Source organism: Flaviflexus sp. (assembly GCF_052087705.1).
Classification (GTDB): domain Bacteria; phylum Actinomycetota; class Actinomycetes; order Actinomycetales; family Actinomycetaceae; genus Flaviflexus; species Flaviflexus ciconiae.
Genome location: NZ_JBQCYC010000021.1, coordinates 1 through 21932, shown reverse-complemented (window position 1 = coordinate 21932; position 21932 = coordinate 1). Strand labels below are relative to the sequence as shown.

Sequence of the window (21932 nt, the reverse complement as noted above, 5' to 3'; positions counted from 1 at the left end):
AGCCTACTTGGGACCGGCCGTCCACGACGTTCTGAGAGTCTCTCCCGATCATCGCGCGCCCTCCGGGTCGGCAATGTCTGTTTCACGCGAAGATCCAATGGAGTAATGGCTCAGGAACAGGTCCTCGAGAGAGGCCGGTGAGACTTCGAGCTGATCGAGGCCAAGGGCCGACAGCTTGGTCATGGCCTGCGTGAGATTCTCGGGAGCAACCGATGCGGCGAGGAGATGGTCGTTTAATACCGGATTGATCAGTGGCCCCAGTTCGGAAGGCGAGCTGGGAAGCTCGCGAATGGTAGCGAAAATGGAAATACGCTCGGAGCCGCGCAGATCGGCTAGGGTACCTGTCTCGATGATCTTGCCCTGTCGGATAATGCTGACCCGGTCGGCGAGTGCCTCGACCTCGGACATGATGTGACTCGACAGGAGAATGGTTCGCCCTCGCTCTTTCTCAGCAGCGATCTCTTCCTGAAACACCGCCTCCATAAGCGGATCCAGTCCCGCGGTGGGCTCATCAAGGATCAAGAGCTCAACGTCGGAGGAGAGCGCGGCAATAATGGCCACCTTTTGACGGTTGCCCTTCGAATACTGCTTGCCTTTCTTCGTCGGATCAAGTTCGAAACGCTCGATAAGGTGCTTGCGTCGAGTCTCGTCCAGTCGGCCTCGTAGATTGCCCAGGAGATCGATGGCCTCCCCGCCCGATAGCCCCGGCCACAGCACCACGTCGCCCGGGACGTAGGCCAGCCTGCGGTGCAGTGGGACAACGTTCTTCCAAGGATCCTGCCCTAGCAGGCTAACGTCCCCAGCATCTGCCTTCAGCAGGCCAAGGAGAACCCTAATGGTGGTGGACTTACCTGCGCCGTTCGGGCCAAGGAAGCCGTGGGTTTCACCCCGAAGGACCTCGAGATCGAGACTGTCAAGAGCGGTGGTGCTACCGAACTGTTTGACGAGACCACGGATAGCGATTGCGGGTTCGGATGCTACTGCTGGAGTCGTTGTCATCAAAGCCTTCTTTAGTTGGCGAGAGCGGTGCGGTCGGGTTCGCGGGCTTTACCGTGAATGTTGCACACTCGATCTTGCGAAGAGTTCACATGCTTATGAGAGTTCCCCGGCGGAGGTGTCGAGGTCGCCGAGATCGGTGAGCAGGTATCTGCGGAGCGTGGGTTCCAAGTATGTGACGATTTCTTCCTGTGTCATGCGCTGCAGGGAATCCAACCCAACGACGTAGCGACCGAGCACAAAGCCGAGCATTTGGGACACAACGAGAGAAATACGAGTGCGCGCCTCGTCCTCGGGAACATCTTTCAGAGCGGGGGAGAGGGATTCAATGATGAGTTCGCCCATGAAGTCGCGTACGAGGTTGAATGAATCCGGTTCGCCGAAGACGCGGCGGACAATTGCTTGCATCGCTTCGCCCGTAACCGGACCTTCCCACACGGCCAGGAAGGTCGTGATGATCCGCTCCGGTAGTTTCTCCCGGTCGCCTTCGATGACCTTACTGAGAATTTCGCGGGGATTAACGGGCAACTCGAGAGCCGAACGGAACAGGCCCTCCTTATCGCCGAAGTAATGCATGACGAGAGCGGGATCCACTTTTGCTTCGCGGGCTATTGCCCGAATGGATGTTCCCGCAAAACCGCGTTCAGCAAACATTGGACGAGCGGCGTTGAGGATCTCCTCACGAGTGGCGGAACGACCCGCCCGCCGGCCGACGCGGCGTTTCCCGCTATCGCCTCCCTGCTGCTCCGGGGAATTGGCGGCAGGTGGTGGTGCGGATGCTTGGCTTGCTGATTCGGAGTTGGAGGTGGCACGCGGTTCTGCCAACTCGTTTTGCTGATTCACGACCGGGCCCACGCTCCCTTAACTCAACGACTGTTGAATTAATCGTAGACCCGTTCTTCTCGTCCGGCAATGGCATTGAAAAACGCGCCGCTCTCTTTTGGTGTCTGCGTACATTGAGCTGAATGGATCGACGTGCCTGGGGTTTCCTGGCCGAGTGTTGCTCGTCGCGGTTACTGTTGCTGGGTCGTGCTCCGCCTGCGATTGCCTCGTGAATTGTTTTGTGGAAACAGAAGGTCCCCGAACGGGATTGCGGTCGGGGACCTGTGGTGCCGGGGCCGGAGTCGGCGCCGGTCGGAACGCTGTGGTTATTAGTAGCCGTTCCGCCTCATGGGCAGCGTGCTTGTTGCTTTGTGGGTGCCTCCAATAGTCACGGTCAGGATGATGGCGAGCCAGATCCAGGTCCAGATCTCCCACCCGTTATCGCTGAGTTGTACCAGGGTGAAGACCGAGAGGAAGATGATGGGGAGGGTGGCTGCCAGGGCGAGCAAGATCGTCAGACGCACGTGCATGAGAGCAACGAAGTAACCGAACTCGTGGGCGAGGAGGAAAGCTCCGGCAGAGGCCAGTGCAACGATAGCGAACTTGGACCAGGAGACATCATCCCATGCGCTGTCGAGGGCAATGCCGAGCAACTGTGAGGCTGTTGAGAAGATGACAAGGACGATGGTGAGGGCAATCGCATTCTTGCGAGCATTCGTCCAGATCGACATGCGGGTGGCGCCGGCACCCAGGTAGGTGCGGAACTCGCCGGCGGTAATGATGCCGACAACGAGTGCAACAACCGTGAGGGAACTTGTCACCATGTCGGCGGCTCGGACAAATTCCAGGTCCCTCCCTTCGAGACCAATCCGGGTGGTCTGCAGGATCTCCTGAGTTTCCTCGTACCACGCGGTGGGGAAGATCCCGGCAGCGATAAAGATGACGGCGACCATCCCGGTAGTCCAGCCCAGTGTGGTTCGCAGGCTACGACTATCGGCGGGCGCGTACCTCGCGGCTAGCTGGGCGTGAGTCATGATGGTGCCTTCCTAACGGGGCGGAAAATTCGCCGGTGCGGTGTTGGATGCGAGGAGAGAGTGTCGATAGGTAGTGACCGGGCGGCCACAAGGATGGTTGACCGGAGTCGTGTGGCTGGTGTGGCGGGGTCCTGCCATTACGAACTGCGCCTCATTGGAAGCGTTAACAGCATGTGGCGTGAGGCCGCGAAGGCGAACGTAACAAAGGCGATGGTGGCGAGCCAGGTGTACCAGGCCCAGTCCGCGGGAAGTTCGCCCCGCTGCATGATCATGATGAGAATGCCAACGGTGATGCCGATACCGGCGGCGATGAGTGCGCCGAACCAGTGGTAGCGGCAGAACAGCATCGAGATGGCATACCCGAGTTCAAAGGCGACGAGCAGGGCTGCGTAGAACGTGAGCGAGCTCTGCACCATGATGCCAACATCGAGGTTGGTGAACCCACCGTCGAGAAGAACGGCTACCGCGATGGCGATCGTCCAGAGCACGTAGATCATGGTCGCGATACCAATGTTTGCTACCCGTCCATCAATCCAGGTGGCCTTGCGGGTCACCCCGGCACCGAGCATTGTGCGGTTCTCTGCCGCCGTGACGATCCCGTTGACGAACAGGATGATGACGAGAGTCGAGGTAATTGCTTCGGGAATCAGAACGAAACGCGGATTATCAATCGCCTCGAGGGGAAGGAAATTGTTGGTCCTATCGCCTCCGTAGTTTTCCAGCCACGACTCGGGAATGAAGGGAAGGACGATGTACATGGAGGCGATAATCGCCGCGACGATCAGCGTCATCCAGTAGAACGCCTTCAGGTCCTGGGTGGAAATCCTGTTGTAGAGGCTCCTGTGGGTCATGGTTGTGGTCGTCATTTCCCTATCCTCTTTCCAGTCAGGTTGATCAGAACATCGGTGAGCGATGCCTGAGCACCGTCCTGTCCGTGCTCTCCGCGAAGATCATCGGCGAAGCCAGCTGCAATGAGCTTGTCGCGATCAACAATGAGAACTTCTTCGATGAGGTTCTCGATCTCGGACACGAGATGCGAGGAGAGAATGATGGTGCGGGGCTTCTTGACGAAGCTGGCAAGCATGGCGTCGTAGAACTCTTGGCGAACCACCACATCCATGCCCAGATGGACCTCGTCGAAGATCGTGAGCTCACCCTGAGACGCAAGGCCAAGAGCGGCCACGAAAGCCGACTGCTGCCCGCGGGATAGTGAAGAATAGGTGTCCTTCTCGGACAGCTGCCACATGTCGAGAAGCTCGTTGTAGAGGTCCTCATCCCAGTTCGGGCGGCTGTTTCGCCACAGCTCGGACGACCTGCCGAGCTTGTTATCGATAAAGATTGAGGTCGAATCCGATACGAGGACCGTGTTCGGCATGATCTCCGGATTCTCCCAGGGAGAGGTTCCGCTAACGAGAAGCTCACCCTCCGCCTTCATCTGACCCGCAAGAAGCATTGCCAGCGTGGACTTTCCGGAGCCGTTGCGACCGAGTAGGCCCGTAATGGTGCCGGCCGGAATCTGTGCGTTGATGCCGCGAAGAGCTTCCTTCTTGCCGTACGCGTACGACACGTTCGTCATAGAAATGGAGTAAGTCATGATGCGTCCTTGAGAAGGTCGGTGGTGAGTTGAATGATCTGCTGAGGGGTAAGGCCGAGCTCGAGGCCGGCTGCAACGGCAGGGGAGAGAGTCTCCTCCCGGTACGTTGCACGACCAGCGGTTGTCAGAGTTTCGTGTGCATGAGGAGTGATAAACATGCCGATTCCACGGCGCTTCTCAACGAGGCCCTCTTCAACCAGAGTGGCGAAAGCCTTGTTAGCGGTTGCCGGATTGATCCGATAGGTCGTGGCGTACTGAGTGGTCGACATTAGTTGGTCACCTGCCTGTAGTTCTCCGGTGACAACACGCCTCCGGATGTCATCCGCAATCTGGATGTAGATGGGAGTCTGGGCTGAGAAGTCCATGACCGCCTCCTTGGTTAGTTACATGACTAACTAACCAGTTAACCAGGTGGCCTGTCAAGGAGTGAGCCACCTAGTCTTTTCTAGGGCATTGCTAGAGAATCCCGAAAACGCCGATATGTCGCCACAAACTCCAGGTAAGACAATTCTGAAATTATGGATGTTCAAGGCAATGCAGGTTGACCATCGGGTTGCTTACTCCGAGTAGTTCATGGGCCGAGTCATGAACCTCAGTGCTCGGGTAATACCCCTGGGTGTGGTAATGAACCTAGGCAGGGTGGTGAACATCGGCACGGTTGTGAGCCTGGGCCGGGTAGTCGGTAAACCCCGTGGCCAGGCAACGAGCATCGGGACCAAGCGATGAGTCCCAGGAGAGGATAAGTGAGGGCTGTCCGTAGCTGGCACGTTGGAGTACCTGCAACTGGGTGCGGAACGTAGAATTACAGTGTGCTCGAATCTGTTATCTCTCACCTCGTGTCCTACTCGTCGATCGACCCTTTCCAGAAGCAACTGAAGGAGTCATATCTCGTCAAGGTGGGTGCCGACGGTGAGGCCATGCTGTGGAAGCCGCTTGGCGATCAGCACATCACGGCGAGCTGCTTCGTGTTCTCACCGGACCGCAACCAGATTTTGCTGACCTTTCACAAGAAGGGTCAGTTCTGGGTCCAGTTCGGCGGACATCTCGAAGCAGGCGACGACACGCTTGAGGCCGCCGCGGTTCGTGAAGCCCGCGAGGAAAGTGGGATCGACGATCTTGAACTGACCGGGGGAGTTGTTGACCTCGATCGGCACGACCTGCACGGCGGTTTTACCTGTTCTCGCCACTGGGACGTTGGGTTTGCAGCGATTGCAGATCCGGATGCGGAGTTCTCCGTGAGTGACGAGAGCGAACAGGTGCAGTGGTGGCCGGTGGACGAACTGCCCTCCGGTGTTACCCCCGACCTACCCCTGCGAATTAGACGGGCACGCCTCTACCTGGAAAACGTGGTCGAGGGTAACTAACCGCCTAAGGGATGAGGGCTTAAACTGTACCGGCATGCTCACGGGAGAGTTCACATCCTGAATAGTCTGAGTTTCGCGGTCGAATTGCCGCTTTAATATGAGATATGCCGTCAGGGGCGGGAGTGAATTGTGTGTTCTTCTCTCGCCCCTGACGCTTTACTATCCGTGATGGCCAGGGATTATTCCTTGACGAAGCTGAGGATTTCCTCTGCTGCATCGGCGATCGCGGTGACGAGTTCGGCATCGCCGCTGAGCTCGGGTGCCACATAGTTGAGAACGACTTCGGCATTCTTCGTTGCGTTGTCGTTCAGCTGGCTGGCGACCTTGTCGGCGCTCTTGTCGACAACGGGTGCGCCATAGCCCTGCAAGTGGAGCATCCAGGCTGCAACGGCCTTTACTGCGGAGACCGGGAGCTTACCCTGCGTGCGCTGGTTGATCAGCGTGGGTGCGATGCGGACGGGGATCTTCTGGGAACCGTCGTGTGCGATCTGTGCCAGCAGGTGACGAATGTTCGGGTTCTCGTAGCGAGCCAGGAGGGCTGCCGCGTAGTCCTCCCATTCGACCTGAAGTCCGGAGCCGGCTTCCTCCCACCACTTCTGAACCCAGCCCCGCACCACTTGGTCGCCGATGGCGTCGGCCACGGTCTCGTGGCCGAGTATCGGTGCGGCGTAGGCCATGAGGGAGTGGGAGCCGTTCAGCATCCACAGCTTGCGCTGCTCGTAGGGCTCGACATCCTCAACGATCTGAGCGCCGGCGACTTCCCAGTCGGGGCGTCCCGCGGGAAAGTCGCCCGAGACAACCCATTCGCTGAAGGGCTCGGTCGGAACCGGTGAGGCATCAGCGTAGCCCTGCACCTTCTCGCACTCGTCTCGATCCGCATCGGAAGTTGCGGGGGTAATGCGGTCAACCATGCACGTGGCCCAGGAGACGTTCTCATCCATCCACTGCACAATGCTGGGATCGACCTCGCGGGCAGCATCGGTCACAACGCGTGCGAATGCTGAACCGTTGTCCGGCAGGTTGTCGCACGGCAGGATCGTGAGCGGTCCAACCCCGGCGGCCCGACGGGCAAGAAGACCGGCAAGGATCTTCGCGGGCGCCGTGGAGAGCTCGGCAGAGCCCAGCTCCATTTCTTTACCGACAAGTTCCTTGAGTGCCTCCAGGTCGGCTGCCACCCTTGCGTCCTCCAGATCCAGGGAGCCGTCGGGGCGGCGGCAGTAGCCGACCTCGGTCACCGTTGAGGTGACGATCGACAGGTCCGAGGACTCAAAGTAGCCAATGAAGGAAGCGAAGTCGGAGGCGGGATGGACGGCAACGATTGAGGAGATGACCTCGTAGGAGTTACCGGCTGCCTCCTTGGTGATCAGAGTGTAAAGACCATCCTGGGGCGTCAGCAGCTCCGCCATCAGAGGCCTGCGGCCCGTGAAAGCTGCGATTCCCCACTCGTCGGCGTTACTGGCTTTTTCCGTGTACCAGGCCTGGTGGGCTCTCATGAAGTTGCCCAGCCCCACGTGGAGAATCCGCACGGGTGCGGCTGGCCTACCGTGGGTGGAACGGGTCAGTTGCGTGCTCATAGCTTGAATACCTTTCGCGGCTGGGTGGTGACAATATCGATAGCGGTCTCGACGGCCTCATCCATGTCGAGGCGGTGCTCGGCAACGAGGCCACCGAGGAAGGTGGAGTCGATGCGGCGGGCCAGGTCGTGGCGGGCCGGGATCGAGCAGAAGGCGCGGGTGTCATCGATGAACCCGGATGTCTTGTAGAAGCCTGCGTACCCGGTGACGGAACGGCGGTAGCGCATGATGGCGTCAGCCTCGTCGATGAACCACCAGGGGGCGCCAACGAAGAGGCAGCGGTAGTAGCCGGCCATGGGGGCCAGCTCGCGGCTGTACACCGTCTCGTCCATGGTGAACACGACGAGCTGGAAGCCGTCAACGTTGCCGTAGGAGTCAAGGATGGGCTGAAGTGCCTTCGTGAACTCAATGGCGTAGGGAACGTCGCCGCCGACGTCGGCACCGTAGCGCTCAAAGGCCTGCGTGTCGTGGTTGCGGTACACGCCCGGATGCAGGGTCATGACCAGCCCGTCCTCGGTGGCAAGCTTCGCCTGGTCGTTGATCATGTGGCGGCGGAGCCTGTCAGCATCCGCCTGCTCGATTGTGCCCTGTCTTGCTTTTGCATACAGCGCTTCGGCTTCCCGGTCGGAGAGCCTCGCGCATCCAGCATCGGCGTGAGAGTGATCGGAGGAGACGGCGCCGTGCTCCTTGAAGTACTGGCGGCGGGTCCTCATGGCTTCCAGGTTGCCGGCGTAGGTGTCGACATTGACGCCCGTAACCTCACCCAGGTTGTTTGTGAGCTCATTCCAGTTGGACCGGCCCGGCTCGAGGTACGCATCGGGCCGGAACGTCGGGGCCACCTTGCTGTCCCATGTCGGATCTGCCAGCAACTTCGCGTGACCGGACAGGTCGGAACAGGGATCATCGGTCGTGGCAATCGCCCCGATATTGAACCGCTGGTAGAGAGCGCGCGGCCGGTACTCGGGGGTGGCGAGCTTCGCGGCAATCTGGTCGTAGATCTCGTCCGCAGTGTCGGCACTGGGGCGCACCCGTACATCGAATAGGTCGTAGAACTCCTGCTCGAACCAGTAGCGAACCGGGGTGCCACGGAAGTACTTCCAGTTCTCGCACAGCTTGCGGAACGCATTCCGGGACTGTTCGGGTGTCATCTCGCTTCCCACGGGAACGCCGAGCTCGGATAGCTCAACGCCGCCCGCGCCATGAAGCATGCGGTTCGTGTAGTGGTCCGGGGTGAGAAGAAGGGAGGTCGGGTCGGTGAACGGAATGTCATCGGCAAGCCATTCGACCGGCACGTGACCGTGCGGGGAAATGATCGGCAAGTCAACAATCTGCTGGTAGATCTCACGCGTGATATCGCGGGTGGTCGGATCGGCAGGGAAGAGCCGGTCCGGGTGGAGGGTGAGCGGCGCGCGGCCGGTACGTGGCGTTGTCATCACGAATCCTTCGTTGGTGGTGGTCATCGAGCCGGAGATTCCTAGGCTGGTGTTGGAACGGGCCCCACGGATTCCCGCAGGAACACGTTCATGGGGACCGTCACGGTCTTGGGTTGCTGCTTCGACCGGTTCTGCAACTGATAGATGAGAGTGCGAGCAGCCCGCACACCCAGCATGTTCGGGGGAGTAGCGACGGTCGTGAGCGTGGGAGTGGTCAGTGCGGTCGTGATCGTGTTGTCCATGCCGATGACGGACACGTCGCCGGGAACGTTGAAGCCAGCGTTCTGAACGGCCTTCATGAACCCGATGGCAAGGAGATCGTTGTAGGCCATGACAGCCGAGGACTGCTGCCGGATCCACACCCGGGGAGCAGTGATGCCACCCATGAGCGAGGGCGGATAGGGCCCGATGCGCTTGAGAGTGATATCCAGTTCATCGCAGGACTCGGCGAGCGCCCGCCACCGTACGCCGTCGGCCCAGGATGATTCTGGGCCAGCCAGATAAAGCAGGCGCTTGTGATGATGGCTGGCAATCAGCTCGACGGCCTGGCGCACACCGCGGTCAGTGTCGGGAAGAATGGAGGGAACCCCGCGGACCTCGCGATTAATGGCGATCACGGGCTTGACCTTCATGATCTGGCTGATCGTCGAATCAGACATCCTCGATGAGGTAAGAACAACGCCGTCAACCAGGTGAATGATCTTCTCAATAGAGCTGCGCTCTGCGGAATCGGACTCCTGAGAGTCAATCAGTAGGGTGGTGTAGCCCTGCTGGCTGGCTTCCTGCTGGAAGCCCCGCATGATGTGAGTGAGGAACGGGTTATTGATGTCGGAGACGACAAAGGCGAGAATCTTCGAAACCTTCCCCGTATCCAGGCGGGCCGGTGACTGGGAACGGTAACCGAGTCCTTCGGCAACCTCGTAGATCCGGCGGGATGTCTCGGCATTGACACGACCCGGTCGAGAGAAGGCTCGCGACACGGTTGAGGGAGCGACTCCCGCGACTTTAGCGACATCGTAAATGGTGACACGCTTCTTTGCGTCTGTCACGGCATACTCCTTCCGCGAACGAGTCCGGCCGACCAGGCAACAGACTCACACATTGACAGTGCCTCGCGCTGCGGAATATCGAGAGAACGAGCCACCCGAGCGACGTCATCAAATTCGATGCTCACGTGCGTGATCTCGTCCTCGGACCCCGAGACCTTGACCCGCACCATCATCCCGTCAACGTCGATCGGAACAATGCTACGGTTCAGGACCCTCCGGTGCGAGGGCGCAGAAACGCGCACGCCGATCGTCGAGGTGTGTGCCACCATCGCATCAACGACGGCCGACAGGTTATTCTCATGCGAGAGCGCGGAGACAACGTGGGCGGGCCGGCCCTTCTTCATAACAATCGGTGTCAGCCAAGCATCATTCGCACCGGCAGAAATCAAGGCATCAAGCACACTCGGCCACAGGCGCGGATCCATATCATCCACATTCGCCTCGACCGTATGCACCCGATCGTCCGGCTCAAAGGAGGGTTCAGTTACCTGATTATGCGAAGAATCTAAATCAATGGCGGCACCGGCCACGGAGTGAGCTGGTGTCCTATCGTGCGCCGCGGTGCCGACCACCACTCGAACAACGCCTGCCCGGTCCTTGCGGATTCTGGTGCCGGCACCAACACCAATCTCCTCAACCACCATCTCCGGCATGTTCCCGTGCCTAGCGGACAGCGTGCGAATCAGAGTCATCCCCGTTGGAGTACAGAGCTCGCCCACGTCCTCCGGTCCGCCGGCCTCGACGGGCCAGCCCTTCGCTAGCTCGGCAACGGCGGGTGGTGGAACCGTCAACACACCATGCTGGGTCTTCACCGTTCCCGCACCGACCGCAACGGTTGTGGTGACGACTGTTTCCACCCCGAGGGTCCGGATTGCCTCGCAGACGCCGACGATATCGCCGATCGAGTCGAGAGCGCCCACCTCGTGGAAATGAACCGACTCGATGCTTGCGCCGTGCACGTGAGCCTCGGCCTCCGCGAGCAGGCGGAACGCTTCCTTTGCTAAATCCCGGGTTGCCGGGGGAACTCCCGGAGCTTCCAGAAGCTCCTCGACGTCGGAGAGATGACGGGCGTGGGGATTCGGCTCGTCGGCAATGACGTCCACCTTGACCGCGCGGAACGGACCGCGGACCACGTGCCGCGACTGAAGGTGGAGCAGGCCCGGTGCGATGAGCTCAAGAACCTTCGCAACAGAACCAGCATCGGCCCCAGCATCTAGCAGAGCACCGAGCAACATATCGCCAGAAGCGCCCTGGCTCGCATCGATCCACAGAATCCGGTCTGCTTCACCTTGCCAAAGGTCGGTTGCCTCAATTTGCTGACTCTCGGGTACGGGTAGGCCGTCGGCAGTCGAAATCTCGCGGCTGTACTCGCCGTGAGAATGAGAGTATCCACCGTGGTCGTGGGGATGACTACCGTGCAAGTGACTTCCGTGAGAAGCCCCGTCATGAGAATGACCATGAGAGTGGGCGTGATCGCAGTCGGAATGTCCGCCGTGGCCGTGATCATGCGGTGCCATGCGTGTCTCCCTGGGGTTCTGCGATCTGCGCTGCGAGATGTCCGGCGCCGTAGCCGTTGTCGATATTGACGACGGACACGCCGGGGGAGCAGGAGTTCAGCATGCTGAGAAGGGCAGTGATGCCTCCGAACGACGCTCCGTAGCCAACCGAGGTTGGGACGGCAACAACCGGGCAAGAAACGAGTCCTGAAACGACGGAAGCAAGTGCCCCTTCCATTCCGGCCACGACCACGATGACCCGGGCGGACTGGAGAGTTTCGCGGTGGGCGAGGATCCGGTCCAGGCCGGCAACCCCAACATCAACGAGTTCGGTCACGGACCTGCCGAGGTACCGTGCGGTGAGCGCTGCTTCTTGGGCGACGGGAAGATCGGACGTGCCAGCGCAGGCGACAATGACCTTGCCTCCGCTTGGCTCAGGTACGTCCCCCGGCCACGCCACCATGCGGGCTGTCTCGTGCCAGATCGCACCATCTAAAATCTTGGTGACCGCCTTGGCCTTGTCCTCGGTAATCCGAGTGAACAGGACCGTGCCCAGGTTCAGGCCCTCATTGGCCTTTGCTCTCCAGGTGCGTGCGATATGTACGCACTGGTCAAGGGACTTCCCGTCGCACAGAACGGCTTCGGGATAACCCCTCCGCTCGTATCGACCAAAGTCAAGGTTCGCGATACTGCTCATGCTTCCTCCGGTCTGCGGGAGAGAATCTGCATGGTGAAAGCACCGGACTGGATGCCGTTGAGATCGAAGGCGACGTGGCTAAAGCCCGCCTGCTTCACACCCTCGAGCAGGTGTCTACGAAGCTCGTCATTGGCGATCCTGCCGATCTCGTCCGTCGGCACTTCGATACGGGCAACGGTGCCGTGATGACGCACGCGGCAGTCGCTGAAGCCCGCGCCAAGAACAACATCTTCGGCTACGTCAACGGCATGAAGCTTCTCGGCCGTGACTTCCTGGCCGTGAGGAATACGGGAAGCCAAGCACGGGGCTGCCGGCTTCAGCGCAGAGCTCAGGCCAAGAGCAGAGGCAATCTCCCGGACCTGGACCTTCTTGATGCCGGCGGTGGCGAGAGGGTAAAGAACGGAATGCTCTCGAGCAGCCCTGCCGCCGGGACGATCCGGTCGCTTCGAATCATCGGCATTCTCGCCGTAGGCGATCACGCCAAGATCATGAGCCTCGGCCGTGCTGTCATCCAGCTTCGTGAAGAGCTCGTCCTTGCAGAAGTAGCAGCGGTCAACGTCGTTCTTGCGGTACTCAGCGTTCTCGATCTCTTCAGTGGGAACCTCGATCACCGGTAGACCCATCTCCTCGGCCTGCCTGTGGGCGAGGGTTCGTTCACGTGCTGCCAGCGATGGAGAAATGCCGAGGAGAAGAACGGTTCTTTCGGGGCCGACTGCGCGAGCGACAAGGGCGCCGAGAGCAGCGGAGTCCACGCCGCCGGAATAGGCAACCCCGATTTTGGGCCGCGGTGCCTTGCCGAGAGCATTCTTAACCTCGGCGGCGACCCGTTGGGCGAGCTCGTCGAGGTGCGGTGGAAGATCGCGGGCGAAACCCGGCATTGCCGCTATCTGACTAGTCATGCGTTTCCTCCTCGACGGTGAGCCCGGGGGAAGCGGGCGGACTGAGCGCAGTCAGCATTCCGCATCGACAACGGTGTCCATTCGGCCATGTCATCGCTCCCTTGCGTCAAGTCAAGCTCTCTTGCGTCTATTTCATCAATGTTCGTTGCCGCGGTGGCAACATTGCCAGTTGTTGCCATCGCCCAATCTGCTTTTACGGATACTGGCCGGTGTAGTTGCTCGTCCTGGCGGTGCAACTGGTTGCCGTCGCGGATCGGTTGCTGAGAAGTTTGCCGGCACCTATTCTCTTGAGTTCTACTTTTCGCGTGCTTCGACGCGGTGCAGGAGTTCACCGGCGTGCGGGACGACGAGGGTATCGGGGTCGGCTTCTAGGGCCTCGAAGTTGAGGTCCTCGGGATCCATGTAAGACAGGTTGATGGACTCGACGACATCGCGAGGGATCTTCGTGGCGAGGGTGACAGTCACGCGATTCTCTTCGTTGCCGGTTTCGGGGTCGAAGGTGCCCTTGCCTCGCAAATGTGTCGAGTGGGCGAGGTCACCCCAGGGCTTGTCTTCGAACTTGTCCCACTGCTTCACGAAGTAGTCGCGGTTGTGATAGCCGATCTTGACGATGTCGGGATGCATGTGGGAGATCGTGTCGATGTGCGGGGCGTAAATGATGAGCTCTCCGCCGTCGGCGACGATCGGTTCGAGCTTGTAAAAGCCCTTCGCTGCCGTCCACATGTCCTCGTACATGGTCGGCATGATGGACACGACCCGCCGATATGGCTTCTCCACGTACTTGACGTGCACGTCCGCAGATACTTGTGCGCAGGCCTCCCAGGCCGCGTGAACATCGCCGAAGGCGACGTAGTGCAGGTCGTAGCCGCCGCCCGGTTTCACGATCATGCCGAGCATGATCTTCGTTGACGGGACAAGCGATGCTGCCGCGTCGATCATTTGACGGACGGGGGTGATTCCGCGAGAGCCGATCATCTCAAAGGATGTGATGAGAGCACCCACCCAGTGCGACATGTTGATGACGTCGTGACCCGAAAGCCCGGGAAAGAGGTACTTGTTGCCGCCAGAGATACCAACAACCTCGTGGGGGAGCACCGGACCGAGAATAAAGGTGATGTCGGTGTCAACCACCATTTTGTTGACGTGTACAACCATTTCACGCTCGAGACGTCCGCCCGATAGTTCCATGATCTTGTCGGCGGGAATGGTCCCCTGGTTCGCGAACGTGTCCTCATCCCACCATTCGTGATTGAAAATCTGCCAACCCGGGAAAGAGTCGTTGAAATGCCCGGGTTCGTAGCCCATGAGCGCACCGATAGCCTCTTCACTCATCTTGTCGTGGGTGCCAAGAGCGATGACAACGCGAACGTCCTTTGGGCGATTGCCAAGAGCATCGCGGATCATATGGGCGAGCTTTGCAACCGGGGCATGCCTGGTACCGTCGGGGACAACAAGTGTCACGCGCTTGCCATCGAAGTCGTAGTCACCCAGCTGCTCAGTAACGAAACTGCGGATCTCATCATCCGTCAACGTCGTGTCGGGACCACCGATGCCAATCGCTTCGGGGATACCGGGATAAAGCTTCGTCATGATGCACCTCTCTGTGCCTGTCGGGTAGGCCGGATCGTATGGGTATTCGGTTTGTTTGGGTAGCCGGTTTGTCGAGTTGGCAGGTTTGTTTAGGAGACCGCTTTGTTTAGGTGGCCACCCTGTCTAGGTCGTTGCCGCGGGTGGCTCGTGGTTGTCCAACCCATTCTGGTCGCGGAACTGGTTCGAAGGGAGGGTCGCTGTTGACCGGGGAAGGCACGATACGTGTTTAATTGCTGAACTCGCCTTCACCTACGGCCCGGAAACGAACCATGATGGGAACGAATTGCGGAGCTCGGACTGCGACGGACGGAAGTCCGTGGATGATTGAAGTCCGTAGGGCGGAGAAGAGGGGTGCCGGGGCAGTGCCACGGGACCCCTCCTTTCCTGTTATGTCAGCCGCTGGTTGATGTGTGCTTACCGCTTGACGCGGGCGTTGCCGGACCAGATGGCCCAGACCTGCTCCTCGTCGGCCGGGGCGCCGAAGTCGGTGATTGACGTTGCGGCAAGTGCGCCCGTCGCCCATCCGAACTGCATGCACTTCTCCGGTTCCCAGCCCTGCAGGATGCCGTAGAGAACGCCGCCGATCGAGCCGTCGCCGCCGCCAATACGGTCGAGGACGTCAATGTCGCGAAGGTGCGCAACGTTGAACTCGCCCTCGCCCCAGAGGATCATGCCCCAGCGGTGGTGGTTCGCGGAGACGACCTCACGGAGCGAGGTGCCAATGTACTGCGCCTTCGGGTAGGCCTCCTGGATGCGGCCGATCATCTGCTTGAACTGATCGATCTCCTCATCGATGTCCTTGCCTCCCGCCTCGGGTCCCTTGATGCCCAGGCAGAGCTGGAAGTCCTCTTCGTTGCCGTAGAGAATGTCGCACTGCTCGGCGATCGCATGGAACGCTGCGGAGAGCTCTTCCTCGCGGCCCTTCCAGAAGGAAGCGCGGTAGTTCAGGTCGAAAGAAACGGCAGTGCCGTGCTCCTTGGCCTTCTTCGCAATCTCGACACAGAACTTCGAGGTCTTCGGGGAAAGAGCGGCAACGAGGCCGGATAGGTGGGCCACCTTCACGCCCTCGTCCTTGAACATGCGATCCAGATCGAAATCTGCGGCATCGAGGTCGAGTCCGACCTCGCCCGCCCGGTCGTTCCAGACGCGGGGTCCGCGGCCACCGAAACCGGAGTCGGCAACGTTGAACTGGTGGCGGTACCCCCAGGCGTCGCCCTGCGGCAGCGAGGGGCCCTCGAATGCCATGCCGCGCTTACGGAGATCAGCCTGAATGAAGGCGGAGATCGGGGAGCCTTCGACGAAGTTCGTCAGAACCTTCGTGGGCTCACCCAGGTACGACGATACGGACGCAACGTTGGTCTCTGCCGACGTCGCATGCATGAAGAATCGGTCGGTGGTGTGGACGGGCTGACGGTTTTCGGGTGTGATCCTGACGCCGATCGATGTCGGTACGACGATGGACCAGCGAGCATCTTCACGGAGTTTCATTGAATACCTCTACATGTTGGGAAGTGGATGTGCAGATAGAGAATGGAAAAATTTATGAGTCCCGTTGGATAAAGCTCCAGAGCTTGAAATAGCGTGCGGTGCAGCTGAACCCCCGGGTGAAAGCCGAGCGTGGGTGTTCCGTTTGGAGCTATTCAGTTGAGATTCAGCGGAATGGGGTGCTGGGCTGAGCGGCCCACCACGGAGAGTCTTAGGACTCGACTTCGCCCCGTTCTTCGGTGGCCCACAGGGTGTGGAACGTGCCTTCCTTGTCCACGCGCTTGTACGTGTGCGCGCCAAAGTAGTCACGCTGACCCTGAATGAGGGCAGCCGGGAGGCGGTCGGCTCGCACCCCGTCGTAGTACGACAGGGAGGACGAGAAGACCGGTGCAGGAACGCCGTGCAGCGCTGCGAGCGAAACAACCCTGCGCCAGTGCGGCAGTGCCGTCTTCACGGCGTTGTAGAAGTACTCATCGGCGAGGAGGAGCGGAAGCTCCGGGTTTTTGTTGTAAGCCTTCGTGACATCGCCGAGGAAGCGGGCACGGATGATGCAGCCATCCCGCCAGATCCGAGCCATGTCGGCAAGGCTAATATCCCAGCCATACTCGGTGGCCGCGGCCTGGATCTCGTTGAATCCCTGCGAGTAAGCAATGATCTTCGACGCATAGAGAGCCTGGCGAACATCCTCAATGAAGGCGTCGCGGTCCGCAATATTCCATTCGTCGGCAATTCCTTCGAAATCGGCGGCGGCTTCGCGTTGCACAACGGCGGAGGACAGGCCGCGGGCGAAGGTTGCTTCACCGATACCGGTGACGGGAACAGCAAGATCGAGGGCCGTCTGGACGGTCCACATGCCGGTGCCCTTCTGGCCGGCCTGGTCAACAATGATGTCAACGAGTGGCTTGCCGGTTTCAGCATCCACCTGGCGGAGAACCTCCGTGGAGACCTCCATGAGATACGAGTCAAGATCGCCCTTGTTCCACTCCGCGAAGATCGCCGAGATCTCTGCGGGCGTGAGGCCAAGGCCGCGGCGGAGCAGATCGTAGGCTTCGCCAATGACCTGCATGTCCGCATACTCGATACCGTTGTGCACCATCTTGACGAAGTGACCGGCACCGTCCTCACCGACGTGGGTGCAACACGGCTCGCCGTCGACGTGAGCGGAAATCGACTCGAGCATGGGGCCAAGCCGCTTGTACGAGTCTGCGGAACCGCCCGGCATAATCGACGGACCCCAAAGTGCGCCCTCTTCACCGCCGGAAACACCGCAGCCAACGAAGTGCAGGCCGCGCTCCTTCAGGGCGGCCTCGCGGCGGCGAGTATCCGTGAACAGTGCGTTCCCGGCATCAACGACAATGTCGCCCTCGTCCAGCAGGTCAGCCAGATCATCAATGACAGCATCGGTTGCGGCACCCGCCTGGACCATGACGATCGCGACCCGGGGCGGGGTCAGCGACGAGACAAAATCCTCGAGAGATTCAGAGGGAACGAAGGTACCTTCGTCACCGAACTGGTCCATGACATCTTCGGTCTTGGAGGCGGTGCGGTTGTGGATGGCGACCCGATGTTCGTGCCGGGCAAGGTTCCTGGCGAGGTTACGGCCCATCACACCCATACCGGTGACACCGATATCGGCGGAAGATGGAGCAGGTTTAGAAATAGTCATGTCCGGACTCCTTTGTCGTAGGTCTTACCAAATAGCGTGGTTTAGCACACGAGTTTCTGCAACAAGTTGCCATGTGTTGCGGCGTAATGGCAATGCTCTTGCCATGTGCGGTATGCACCATTGTGCCAGGTCGGTGTAGCCGCCACCGCAACTCGACGCCGACTCACCGCGGGAAACGGTCCAATAACGGGCCTTTCGTCCTAGGATGGTTCGACTACAACGTTGTTTTACCAAGGTGCTACATGTCCCAATCATCACCGCGCAGACTCGGCCGAAAGGTCGCAGTTGCCATCCTCGCTTTACTCGTTGCCCTCGTCGTCTTTGGTGGAGGCTTCCTCATTGTCACGCTTAACAAATCGCTTCCCACCCACGGGGGCGAGCACGTTATCGAAGGTGCCGATGGCACCGTCGAGATCATTCGGGATGAATACGGAATCCCGAACATCTATGCCACGACGGATGCGGATCTGTTCCGAGCCCAGGGCTACATCCACGCCCAGGACAGATTCTTTGAAATGGACTACCGACGCCACATGACCGGAGGCCGCCTTACCGAGCTTGTTGGTGACGTGGACGAAGCGAAGCAAGCCGACGTCGTTATCCGTTCGATGGGATGGCGGAAGCTCGCCGAAGAAGAGTGGGACCTCATCACCGAGGAGTCGCGGTCCTACTACACCGCATACGCCGATGGTGTGAACGCCTACATTGCAGATCGTTCACCCGGTGAACTCGGCCTTGAATACACGGTCCTTTCCCTGTCGGTTCCGGTGGCCGATATCGAGCCCTGGACGGGCATCGACTCCCTTGCCTGGTTGAAGGCCATGGCGTGGGACCTGAAGAACAACCTCGATGACGAGGTTGCCAGGGTTGTCGCCTACGACAGCATTGGTGACACCGAGCTTGTCGAGGAGCTCTTCCCCGCCTTCTCGGCAGGCGACCACGATCCCATTCTCACCGGTAGCGACGACACGAATCTGCAACCGCGAGACACCTATCCGCGAGCGCAAGCTCGTCCGCTCGTCGCTGGGGAGGCGGCAGGTTCTGACACGGCGGATGGAACGGATTCGGCTGATGCTGCAGATCCAGAGGCATCGGCCGATGAATTAGGTTCAGATGCCTCGGCCGATAAAGCTGGAGATTTATCAGCAGGGGGCGCCGAATCGGAGGCTCAGATCTCTGCGCTCGTCTTCGAGTCTCAAGAGACCCTTGATGCGATGCCGATCATGCTGGGCAGGGGGAGCGGCGTGGGCTCGAATTCGTTTGTGGTTTCGGGCGAGTACACAGAGTCGGGTATGCCGATCTTGGCGAACGACCCGCACCTGACTATTTCCTATCCGTCGGTCTGGTACCAGGTTGGATTGCACTGCGTGGAGATTACGGAAGACTGCACGTACGATGCGACCGGCTTCTCCTTCTCTGGGATGCCCGGCCTCATCATTGGCCGCAACTCCGAGCTGGCTTGGGGCCTAACGAACCTTGGCGGTGACGTCACGGACTTTGTTGTCGAGAAGAATACGGGGGAGACAACGTACGAACGTGATGGCGAGGATGTTGAGTACGAGATCCGGACCGAAACGTTCAATGTTGCTGGTGGAGACTCATTCGAGGTTGAGGTACGCGAGTCCGTCCACGGACCGATCGTGTCCGATCTGCTGATCTCAGATGATCGAACCGCCTCCCTGCCAGATGCTCCGCGTGACTTCTCGATTGCACTCGAGTGGACTGCGTTAAAGCCCGGCACGACGGGCGATGCGATCTTTGCGATCAATCGAGCGAGTAATGCGGAGGAGGTTGCGGAGGCCGCGGCAGCCTTTGCGGTTCCCGCACAGAACATTGTCTTCGCGACGAACGATGGTCATATTGGATACCAGGCGCCGGGTCTGTTCCCGATCCGCCCTGAGGTCAGTGACGCCGATGGTGACCTAGAGCAGGCGCAACTGCCCGAGAACCTGGGTGCCGATGGCAGGTGGCCGCGGCCGGGCTGGGATTCGTCCTATGACTGGCAGGGCTACTACGGTGCGGACGACATGCCAGCTTCGCTCGACCCCGCGGAGGGCTTCATTGTTCCTGCCAACCAGCAGGTGACGCCCCCCGATCTTGGCCCGTACCTCGGTAGCTATTCCGATGGTGGATACCGTGCACAGGCGATTCGTGACGCCATCGAATCAGACATCGAGGCGGGCACGCCGATCACGGTGGATCGAGCAAACGAAATCATGCTTCTCGACCAGTCCCCGTACGGCCAGGAGCTCGCCGAGCACTTTGCAACTGTTGATACCGATAGTGAACGGCTCTCCGAGGCGCAGGACATTCTGTCCACCTGGCTCGAGAACGGTGCGCATGCGGCTACGGAGGAGGCCGGTGCCGCCATCATGTCATCCGCCTACTCTCATTTGATGGACCTCACTCTCGGTGAACGCATCGATGGCTTTGGTGCCACAAACTCCACCAGGTACCTGATCTTCTTTGCCGGACTGGAAGCCGATAGCGAGTGGTGGGACAACCCGTCAACCGAGGCCGTGGAGGATCGTGATGCCATCATGGTCGCTGCCCTGGAAGCCATGAATCACGACCTGAGCGAACAGATGGGAGAGGACATGGACGAGTGGGAGTGGGGCAAGATTCACGTCGAAACCCCGACGCACTCCGTCATGGGAGGCGATGCCATCCCGAGCATTGTTCGCAACTACTTCAACGGCGATCCGCTCCCCATTCCGGGTAGCTCCTCCATTCCCAACGCCAACGGATTCTCGCCTACGGTGGACGAGAATGGCCTCGTTGACTACGAAGTGGGTCCCGGTCCCTCCATGAGAATGGTTGTTGACCTGTCCGACCTCGACGCGGCCACCTGGATCATTTCCTCGGGCACTTCAGGTCACCCCCGGTCCCACAATGTCGACAACCAGTTTGCTCTGTGGGCCGAAGGTGAAACCCTGCCCTGGGCCTTTACCCGCGAACAGGTCGACGAGACCGGCGTTAAGACCATGACAATCACCGGCGGATAGCTGGCCAGTACCGGGGGCGATTCTCAGTGCCCGTGAGTAACGATGTGCGTGGCAGCTAAGAGAGCTGGCTGATGGTCAGCAAATCAGACTATGGGCGAACGAGTGCGGCCAGTTCGATCGGGCTGGCCCCACAGCTGTTGCCGCCTCCGTGGTGCTGGGTGCGGGCTTTGCTTATTGGGCGTACCTGCCCAAGCGAGTTGCACTCGATTTCGCTGAGCGAATGACCCCCGTGCCAACGCGATGGCTTGCGCCTAGGCTGGGTGGCGAGGGAAGGATCACCATGCTCAAGCCGCTCGATACGCCCACTCGTGAACGCAAGGACCTCTCGGGCTTGTGGAGGTTTAAGGCCGATCCGGATGAGGTAGGGGAGGAGCAGAGGTGGTTCGGTCGGCCGCTCGACGATGCTTTTCTTATGCCGGTGCCGGCCAGCTACAACGACATTGTGCCGGGACGCGCCCTCCACGAATAGTTGGTGCCGTCTTCTACCAAACGACCGTTCGGGAGCCGCGCGGCTGGCACGACCAGCGTGTTGTTCTCCGCTTCGACTCGGCCACCCGCAAAGCAGATGTCTGGGTTGGCGATACCCATGTGGCACAGCACGAAGGTGGTTACCTGCCGTTGGAAGCCGATGTCACCGATCTTGTTGCGCCCGGCGAAGAAGTACGGATTACAGTGCGGATCGACAACCGCTTGCGCTGGCATACTATTCCGCCCGGCTACGTCGAAGACACCACGTACGGCCCGGTGCAACGGCAGATGCACGACTTCTTTAGCTATGCCGGTATCCATCGCCGGGTGTGGCTCTACTCCACCCCCGTCAACTACCTCGATGACATTACGGTTGTCACTGACATTGAGAAAAGTGAAGCCGACGCCGAGGTCCGTGGCCTCGTGTCGTGCCGGGCATCAATCTCCAACGTGCACGACGCAGACGAATACAGACATCGCGCCCTTCCCGAAGGCATTGGCACACTAACGTCACTGCTCACACTCCGCGCCGCACTTCTCGGACCCGACGGTACCGAGGCCGGGCGAGCCGATTCGGTGGGTGTTGATGCGAAGGGCCTGGAATATACGTTCGACATCAAGGTCAAGAACCCAATCCTGTGGGAACTCGGTAAGGGAGGGCTCTACGACCTCCTCATCGAGGTGTGCGACGCCGATGACGTTATCGGGCTCTTCATAATTGGGGGTGTAGTTTGTTTTGGAATCTGCCGCTGTTGAGGAG

At 59.9% G+C, this 21932-nt stretch carries 19 protein-coding genes; 4 read left to right on the top strand and 15 right to left on the bottom strand.

All coding sequences use genetic code 11. The annotated features are described in order from the left end of the window. Positions 1 to 48: 48 nt before the first annotated feature. The 6 genes from ACTHUY_RS09875 to ACTHUY_RS09850 all read right to left on the bottom strand — a co-directional run bounded on the left by ACTHUY_RS09875 (position 49) and on the right by ACTHUY_RS09850 (position 4811). Positions 49 to 999, bottom strand: a complete 951-nt coding sequence (locus ACTHUY_RS09875) for an ABC transporter ATP-binding protein (protein WP_441655152.1) — start codon at positions 997 to 999, stop codon at positions 49 to 51. A gap of 93 nt (positions 1000 to 1092) precedes the next feature. Continuing rightward, the gene (locus ACTHUY_RS09870; protein WP_441655153.1) at positions 1093 to 1839 is read right to left on the bottom strand and encodes a TetR/AcrR family transcriptional regulator; all 747 of its coding nucleotides are present in this window, start codon (positions 1837 to 1839) and stop codon (positions 1093 to 1095) included. Positions 1840 to 2147: 308 nt separating this feature from the next. Continuing rightward, a complete protein-coding gene (locus tag ACTHUY_RS09865; protein WP_441675179.1) occupies positions 2148 to 2852 on the bottom strand; it encodes a hypothetical protein in 705 nt (234 codons plus the stop codon). 137 nt (positions 2853 to 2989) lie between these two features. Then, a complete protein-coding gene (locus tag ACTHUY_RS09860; RefSeq protein WP_441655155.1) occupies positions 2990 to 3718 on the bottom strand; it encodes a hypothetical protein in 729 nt (242 codons plus the stop codon). Next, the gene (locus ACTHUY_RS09855; protein ID WP_441678639.1) at positions 3715 to 4446 is read right to left on the bottom strand and encodes an ATP-binding cassette domain-containing protein; all 732 of its coding nucleotides are present in this window, start codon (positions 4444 to 4446) and stop codon (positions 3715 to 3717) included. Before ACTHUY_RS09855 ends, ACTHUY_RS09860 begins: the two co-directional genes overlap by 4 nt. Next, positions 4443 to 4811 (bottom strand): GntR family transcriptional regulator, encoded by a 369-nt coding sequence (locus tag ACTHUY_RS09850; protein ID WP_441655157.1) that lies wholly within the window; start codon positions 4809 to 4811, stop codon positions 4443 to 4445. The genes ACTHUY_RS09855 and ACTHUY_RS09850 overlap by 4 nt, the downstream gene beginning before the upstream one ends. A gap of 444 nt (positions 4812 to 5255) precedes the next feature. Between ACTHUY_RS09850 and ACTHUY_RS09845 the strand changes: the two genes are divergently transcribed. After that, entirely contained in the window at positions 5256 to 5810 is a 555-nt protein-coding gene (locus tag ACTHUY_RS09845; protein ID WP_441675178.1) for an NUDIX hydrolase, read from the top strand. A gap of 179 nt (positions 5811 to 5989) precedes the next feature. On the opposite strand, the gene ACTHUY_RS09840 is transcribed toward ACTHUY_RS09845, so the two are convergent. From ACTHUY_RS09840 to gndA, 9 genes are all read right to left on the bottom strand, one after another. Beyond that, a complete protein-coding gene (locus ACTHUY_RS09840; protein WP_441675177.1) occupies positions 5990 to 7384 on the bottom strand; it encodes a mannitol dehydrogenase family protein in 1395 nt (464 codons plus the stop codon). Continuing rightward, positions 7381 to 8817, bottom strand: a complete 1437-nt coding sequence (uxaC, locus tag ACTHUY_RS09835; RefSeq protein ID WP_441675175.1) for a glucuronate isomerase — start codon at positions 8815 to 8817, stop codon at positions 7381 to 7383. The genes ACTHUY_RS09840 and uxaC overlap by 4 nt, the downstream gene beginning before the upstream one ends. A gap of 41 nt (positions 8818 to 8858) precedes the next feature. Beyond that, positions 8859 to 9866, bottom strand: coding sequence for a LacI family DNA-binding transcriptional regulator (locus ACTHUY_RS09830; RefSeq protein ID WP_441675174.1), 1008 nt, complete (start codon positions 9864 to 9866; stop codon positions 8859 to 8861). Further along, the gene (gene larC, locus ACTHUY_RS09825) at positions 9863 to 11287 is read right to left on the bottom strand and encodes a nickel pincer cofactor biosynthesis protein LarC (RefSeq protein ID WP_441675173.1); all 1425 of its coding nucleotides are present in this window, start codon (positions 11285 to 11287) and stop codon (positions 9863 to 9865) included. The genes ACTHUY_RS09830 and larC overlap by 4 nt, the downstream gene beginning before the upstream one ends. Before the next feature lie 82 nt (positions 11288 to 11369). Beyond that, on the bottom strand, positions 11370 to 12059 hold the full coding sequence (larB, locus tag ACTHUY_RS09820) for a nickel pincer cofactor biosynthesis protein LarB (RefSeq protein WP_441655164.1): 690 nt from the start codon (positions 12057 to 12059) through the stop codon (positions 11370 to 11372). Further along, the gene (gene larE, locus ACTHUY_RS09815; protein ID WP_441678637.1) at positions 12056 to 12958 is read right to left on the bottom strand and encodes an ATP-dependent sacrificial sulfur transferase LarE; all 903 of its coding nucleotides are present in this window, start codon (positions 12956 to 12958) and stop codon (positions 12056 to 12058) included. Before larE ends, larB begins: the two co-directional genes overlap by 4 nt. A gap of 294 nt (positions 12959 to 13252) precedes the next feature. After that, the gene (locus ACTHUY_RS09810) at positions 13253 to 14548 is read right to left on the bottom strand and encodes a lactate racemase domain-containing protein (RefSeq protein WP_441675171.1); all 1296 of its coding nucleotides are present in this window, start codon (positions 14546 to 14548) and stop codon (positions 13253 to 13255) included. A gap of 414 nt (positions 14549 to 14962) precedes the next feature. Beyond that, positions 14963 to 16036 (bottom strand): PfkB family carbohydrate kinase, encoded by a 1074-nt coding sequence (locus ACTHUY_RS09805; protein WP_441675170.1) that lies wholly within the window; start codon positions 16034 to 16036, stop codon positions 14963 to 14965. A 208-nt stretch (positions 16037 to 16244) separates the two neighbouring features. Continuing rightward, a complete protein-coding gene (gene gndA, locus ACTHUY_RS09800) occupies positions 16245 to 17699 on the bottom strand; it encodes an NADP-dependent phosphogluconate dehydrogenase (protein ID WP_441655168.1) in 1455 nt (484 codons plus the stop codon). A 242-nt stretch (positions 17700 to 17941) separates the two neighbouring features. On the opposite strand from gndA, the gene ACTHUY_RS09795 reads away from it, so the two are divergent. The 3 genes from ACTHUY_RS09795 to ACTHUY_RS09785 all read left to right on the top strand — a co-directional run bounded on the left by ACTHUY_RS09795 (position 17942) and on the right by ACTHUY_RS09785 (position 21928). After that, positions 17942 to 20704: a penicillin acylase family protein gene (locus ACTHUY_RS09795; protein ID WP_441675169.1), complete on the top strand. Its 2763-nt coding sequence runs from the start codon at positions 17942 to 17944 to the stop codon at positions 20702 to 20704. A 220-nt stretch (positions 20705 to 20924) separates the two neighbouring features. Then, entirely contained in the window at positions 20925 to 21173 is a 249-nt protein-coding gene (locus ACTHUY_RS09790) for a hypothetical protein (protein ID WP_441655170.1), read from the top strand. Then, positions 21083 to 21928, top strand: coding sequence for a sugar-binding domain-containing protein (locus ACTHUY_RS09785; RefSeq protein WP_441655171.1), 846 nt, complete (start codon positions 21083 to 21085; stop codon positions 21926 to 21928). Before ACTHUY_RS09790 ends, ACTHUY_RS09785 begins: the two co-directional genes overlap by 91 nt. Positions 21929 to 21932 lie beyond the last annotated feature (4 nt).

Coding starts and splice junctions, on each gene's coding strand:
- uxaC (WP_441675175.1), bottom strand. CDS start 8,817: ATGACAACGCCACGTACCGGCCGCGCGCCGCTCACCCTCCACCCGGAC.
- ACTHUY_RS09810 (WP_441675171.1), bottom strand. CDS start 14,548: ATGACGAAGCTTTATCCCGGTATCCCCGAAGCGATTGGCATCGGTGGT.
- ACTHUY_RS09805 (WP_441675170.1), bottom strand. CDS start 16,036: ATGAAACTCCGTGAAGATGCTCGCTGGTCCATCGTCGTACCGACATCG.
- ACTHUY_RS09840 (WP_441675177.1), bottom strand. CDS start 7,384: ATGAGCACGCAACTGACCCGTTCCACCCACGGTAGGCCAGCCGCACCC.
- ACTHUY_RS09875 (WP_441655152.1), bottom strand. CDS start 999: ATGACAACGACTCCAGCAGTAGCATCCGAACCCGCAATCGCTATCCGT.
- larB (WP_441655164.1), bottom strand. CDS start 12,059: ATGAGCAGTATCGCGAACCTTGACTTTGGTCGATACGAGCGGAGGGGT.
- ACTHUY_RS09795 (WP_441675169.1), top strand. CDS start 17,942: ATGTCCCAATCATCACCGCGCAGACTCGGCCGAAAGGTCGCAGTTGCC.
- ACTHUY_RS09790 (WP_441655170.1), top strand. CDS start 20,925: ATGACCCCCGTGCCAACGCGATGGCTTGCGCCTAGGCTGGGTGGCGAG.
- ACTHUY_RS09850 (WP_441655157.1), bottom strand. CDS start 4,811: ATGGACTTCTCAGCCCAGACTCCCATCTACATCCAGATTGCGGATGAC.
- ACTHUY_RS09855 (WP_441678639.1), bottom strand. CDS start 4,446: ATGACTTACTCCATTTCTATGACGAACGTGTCGTACGCGTACGGCAAG.
- gndA (WP_441655168.1), bottom strand. CDS start 17,699: ATGACTATTTCTAAACCTGCTCCATCTTCCGCCGATATCGGTGTCACC.
- ACTHUY_RS09860 (WP_441655155.1), bottom strand. CDS start 3,718: ATGACGACCACAACCATGACCCACAGGAGCCTCTACAACAGGATTTCC.
- ACTHUY_RS09865 (WP_441675179.1), bottom strand. CDS start 2,852: ATGACTCACGCCCAGCTAGCCGCGAGGTACGCGCCCGCCGATAGTCGT.
- larE (WP_441678637.1), bottom strand. CDS start 12,958: ATGACTAGTCAGATAGCGGCAATGCCGGGTTTCGCCCGCGATCTTCCA.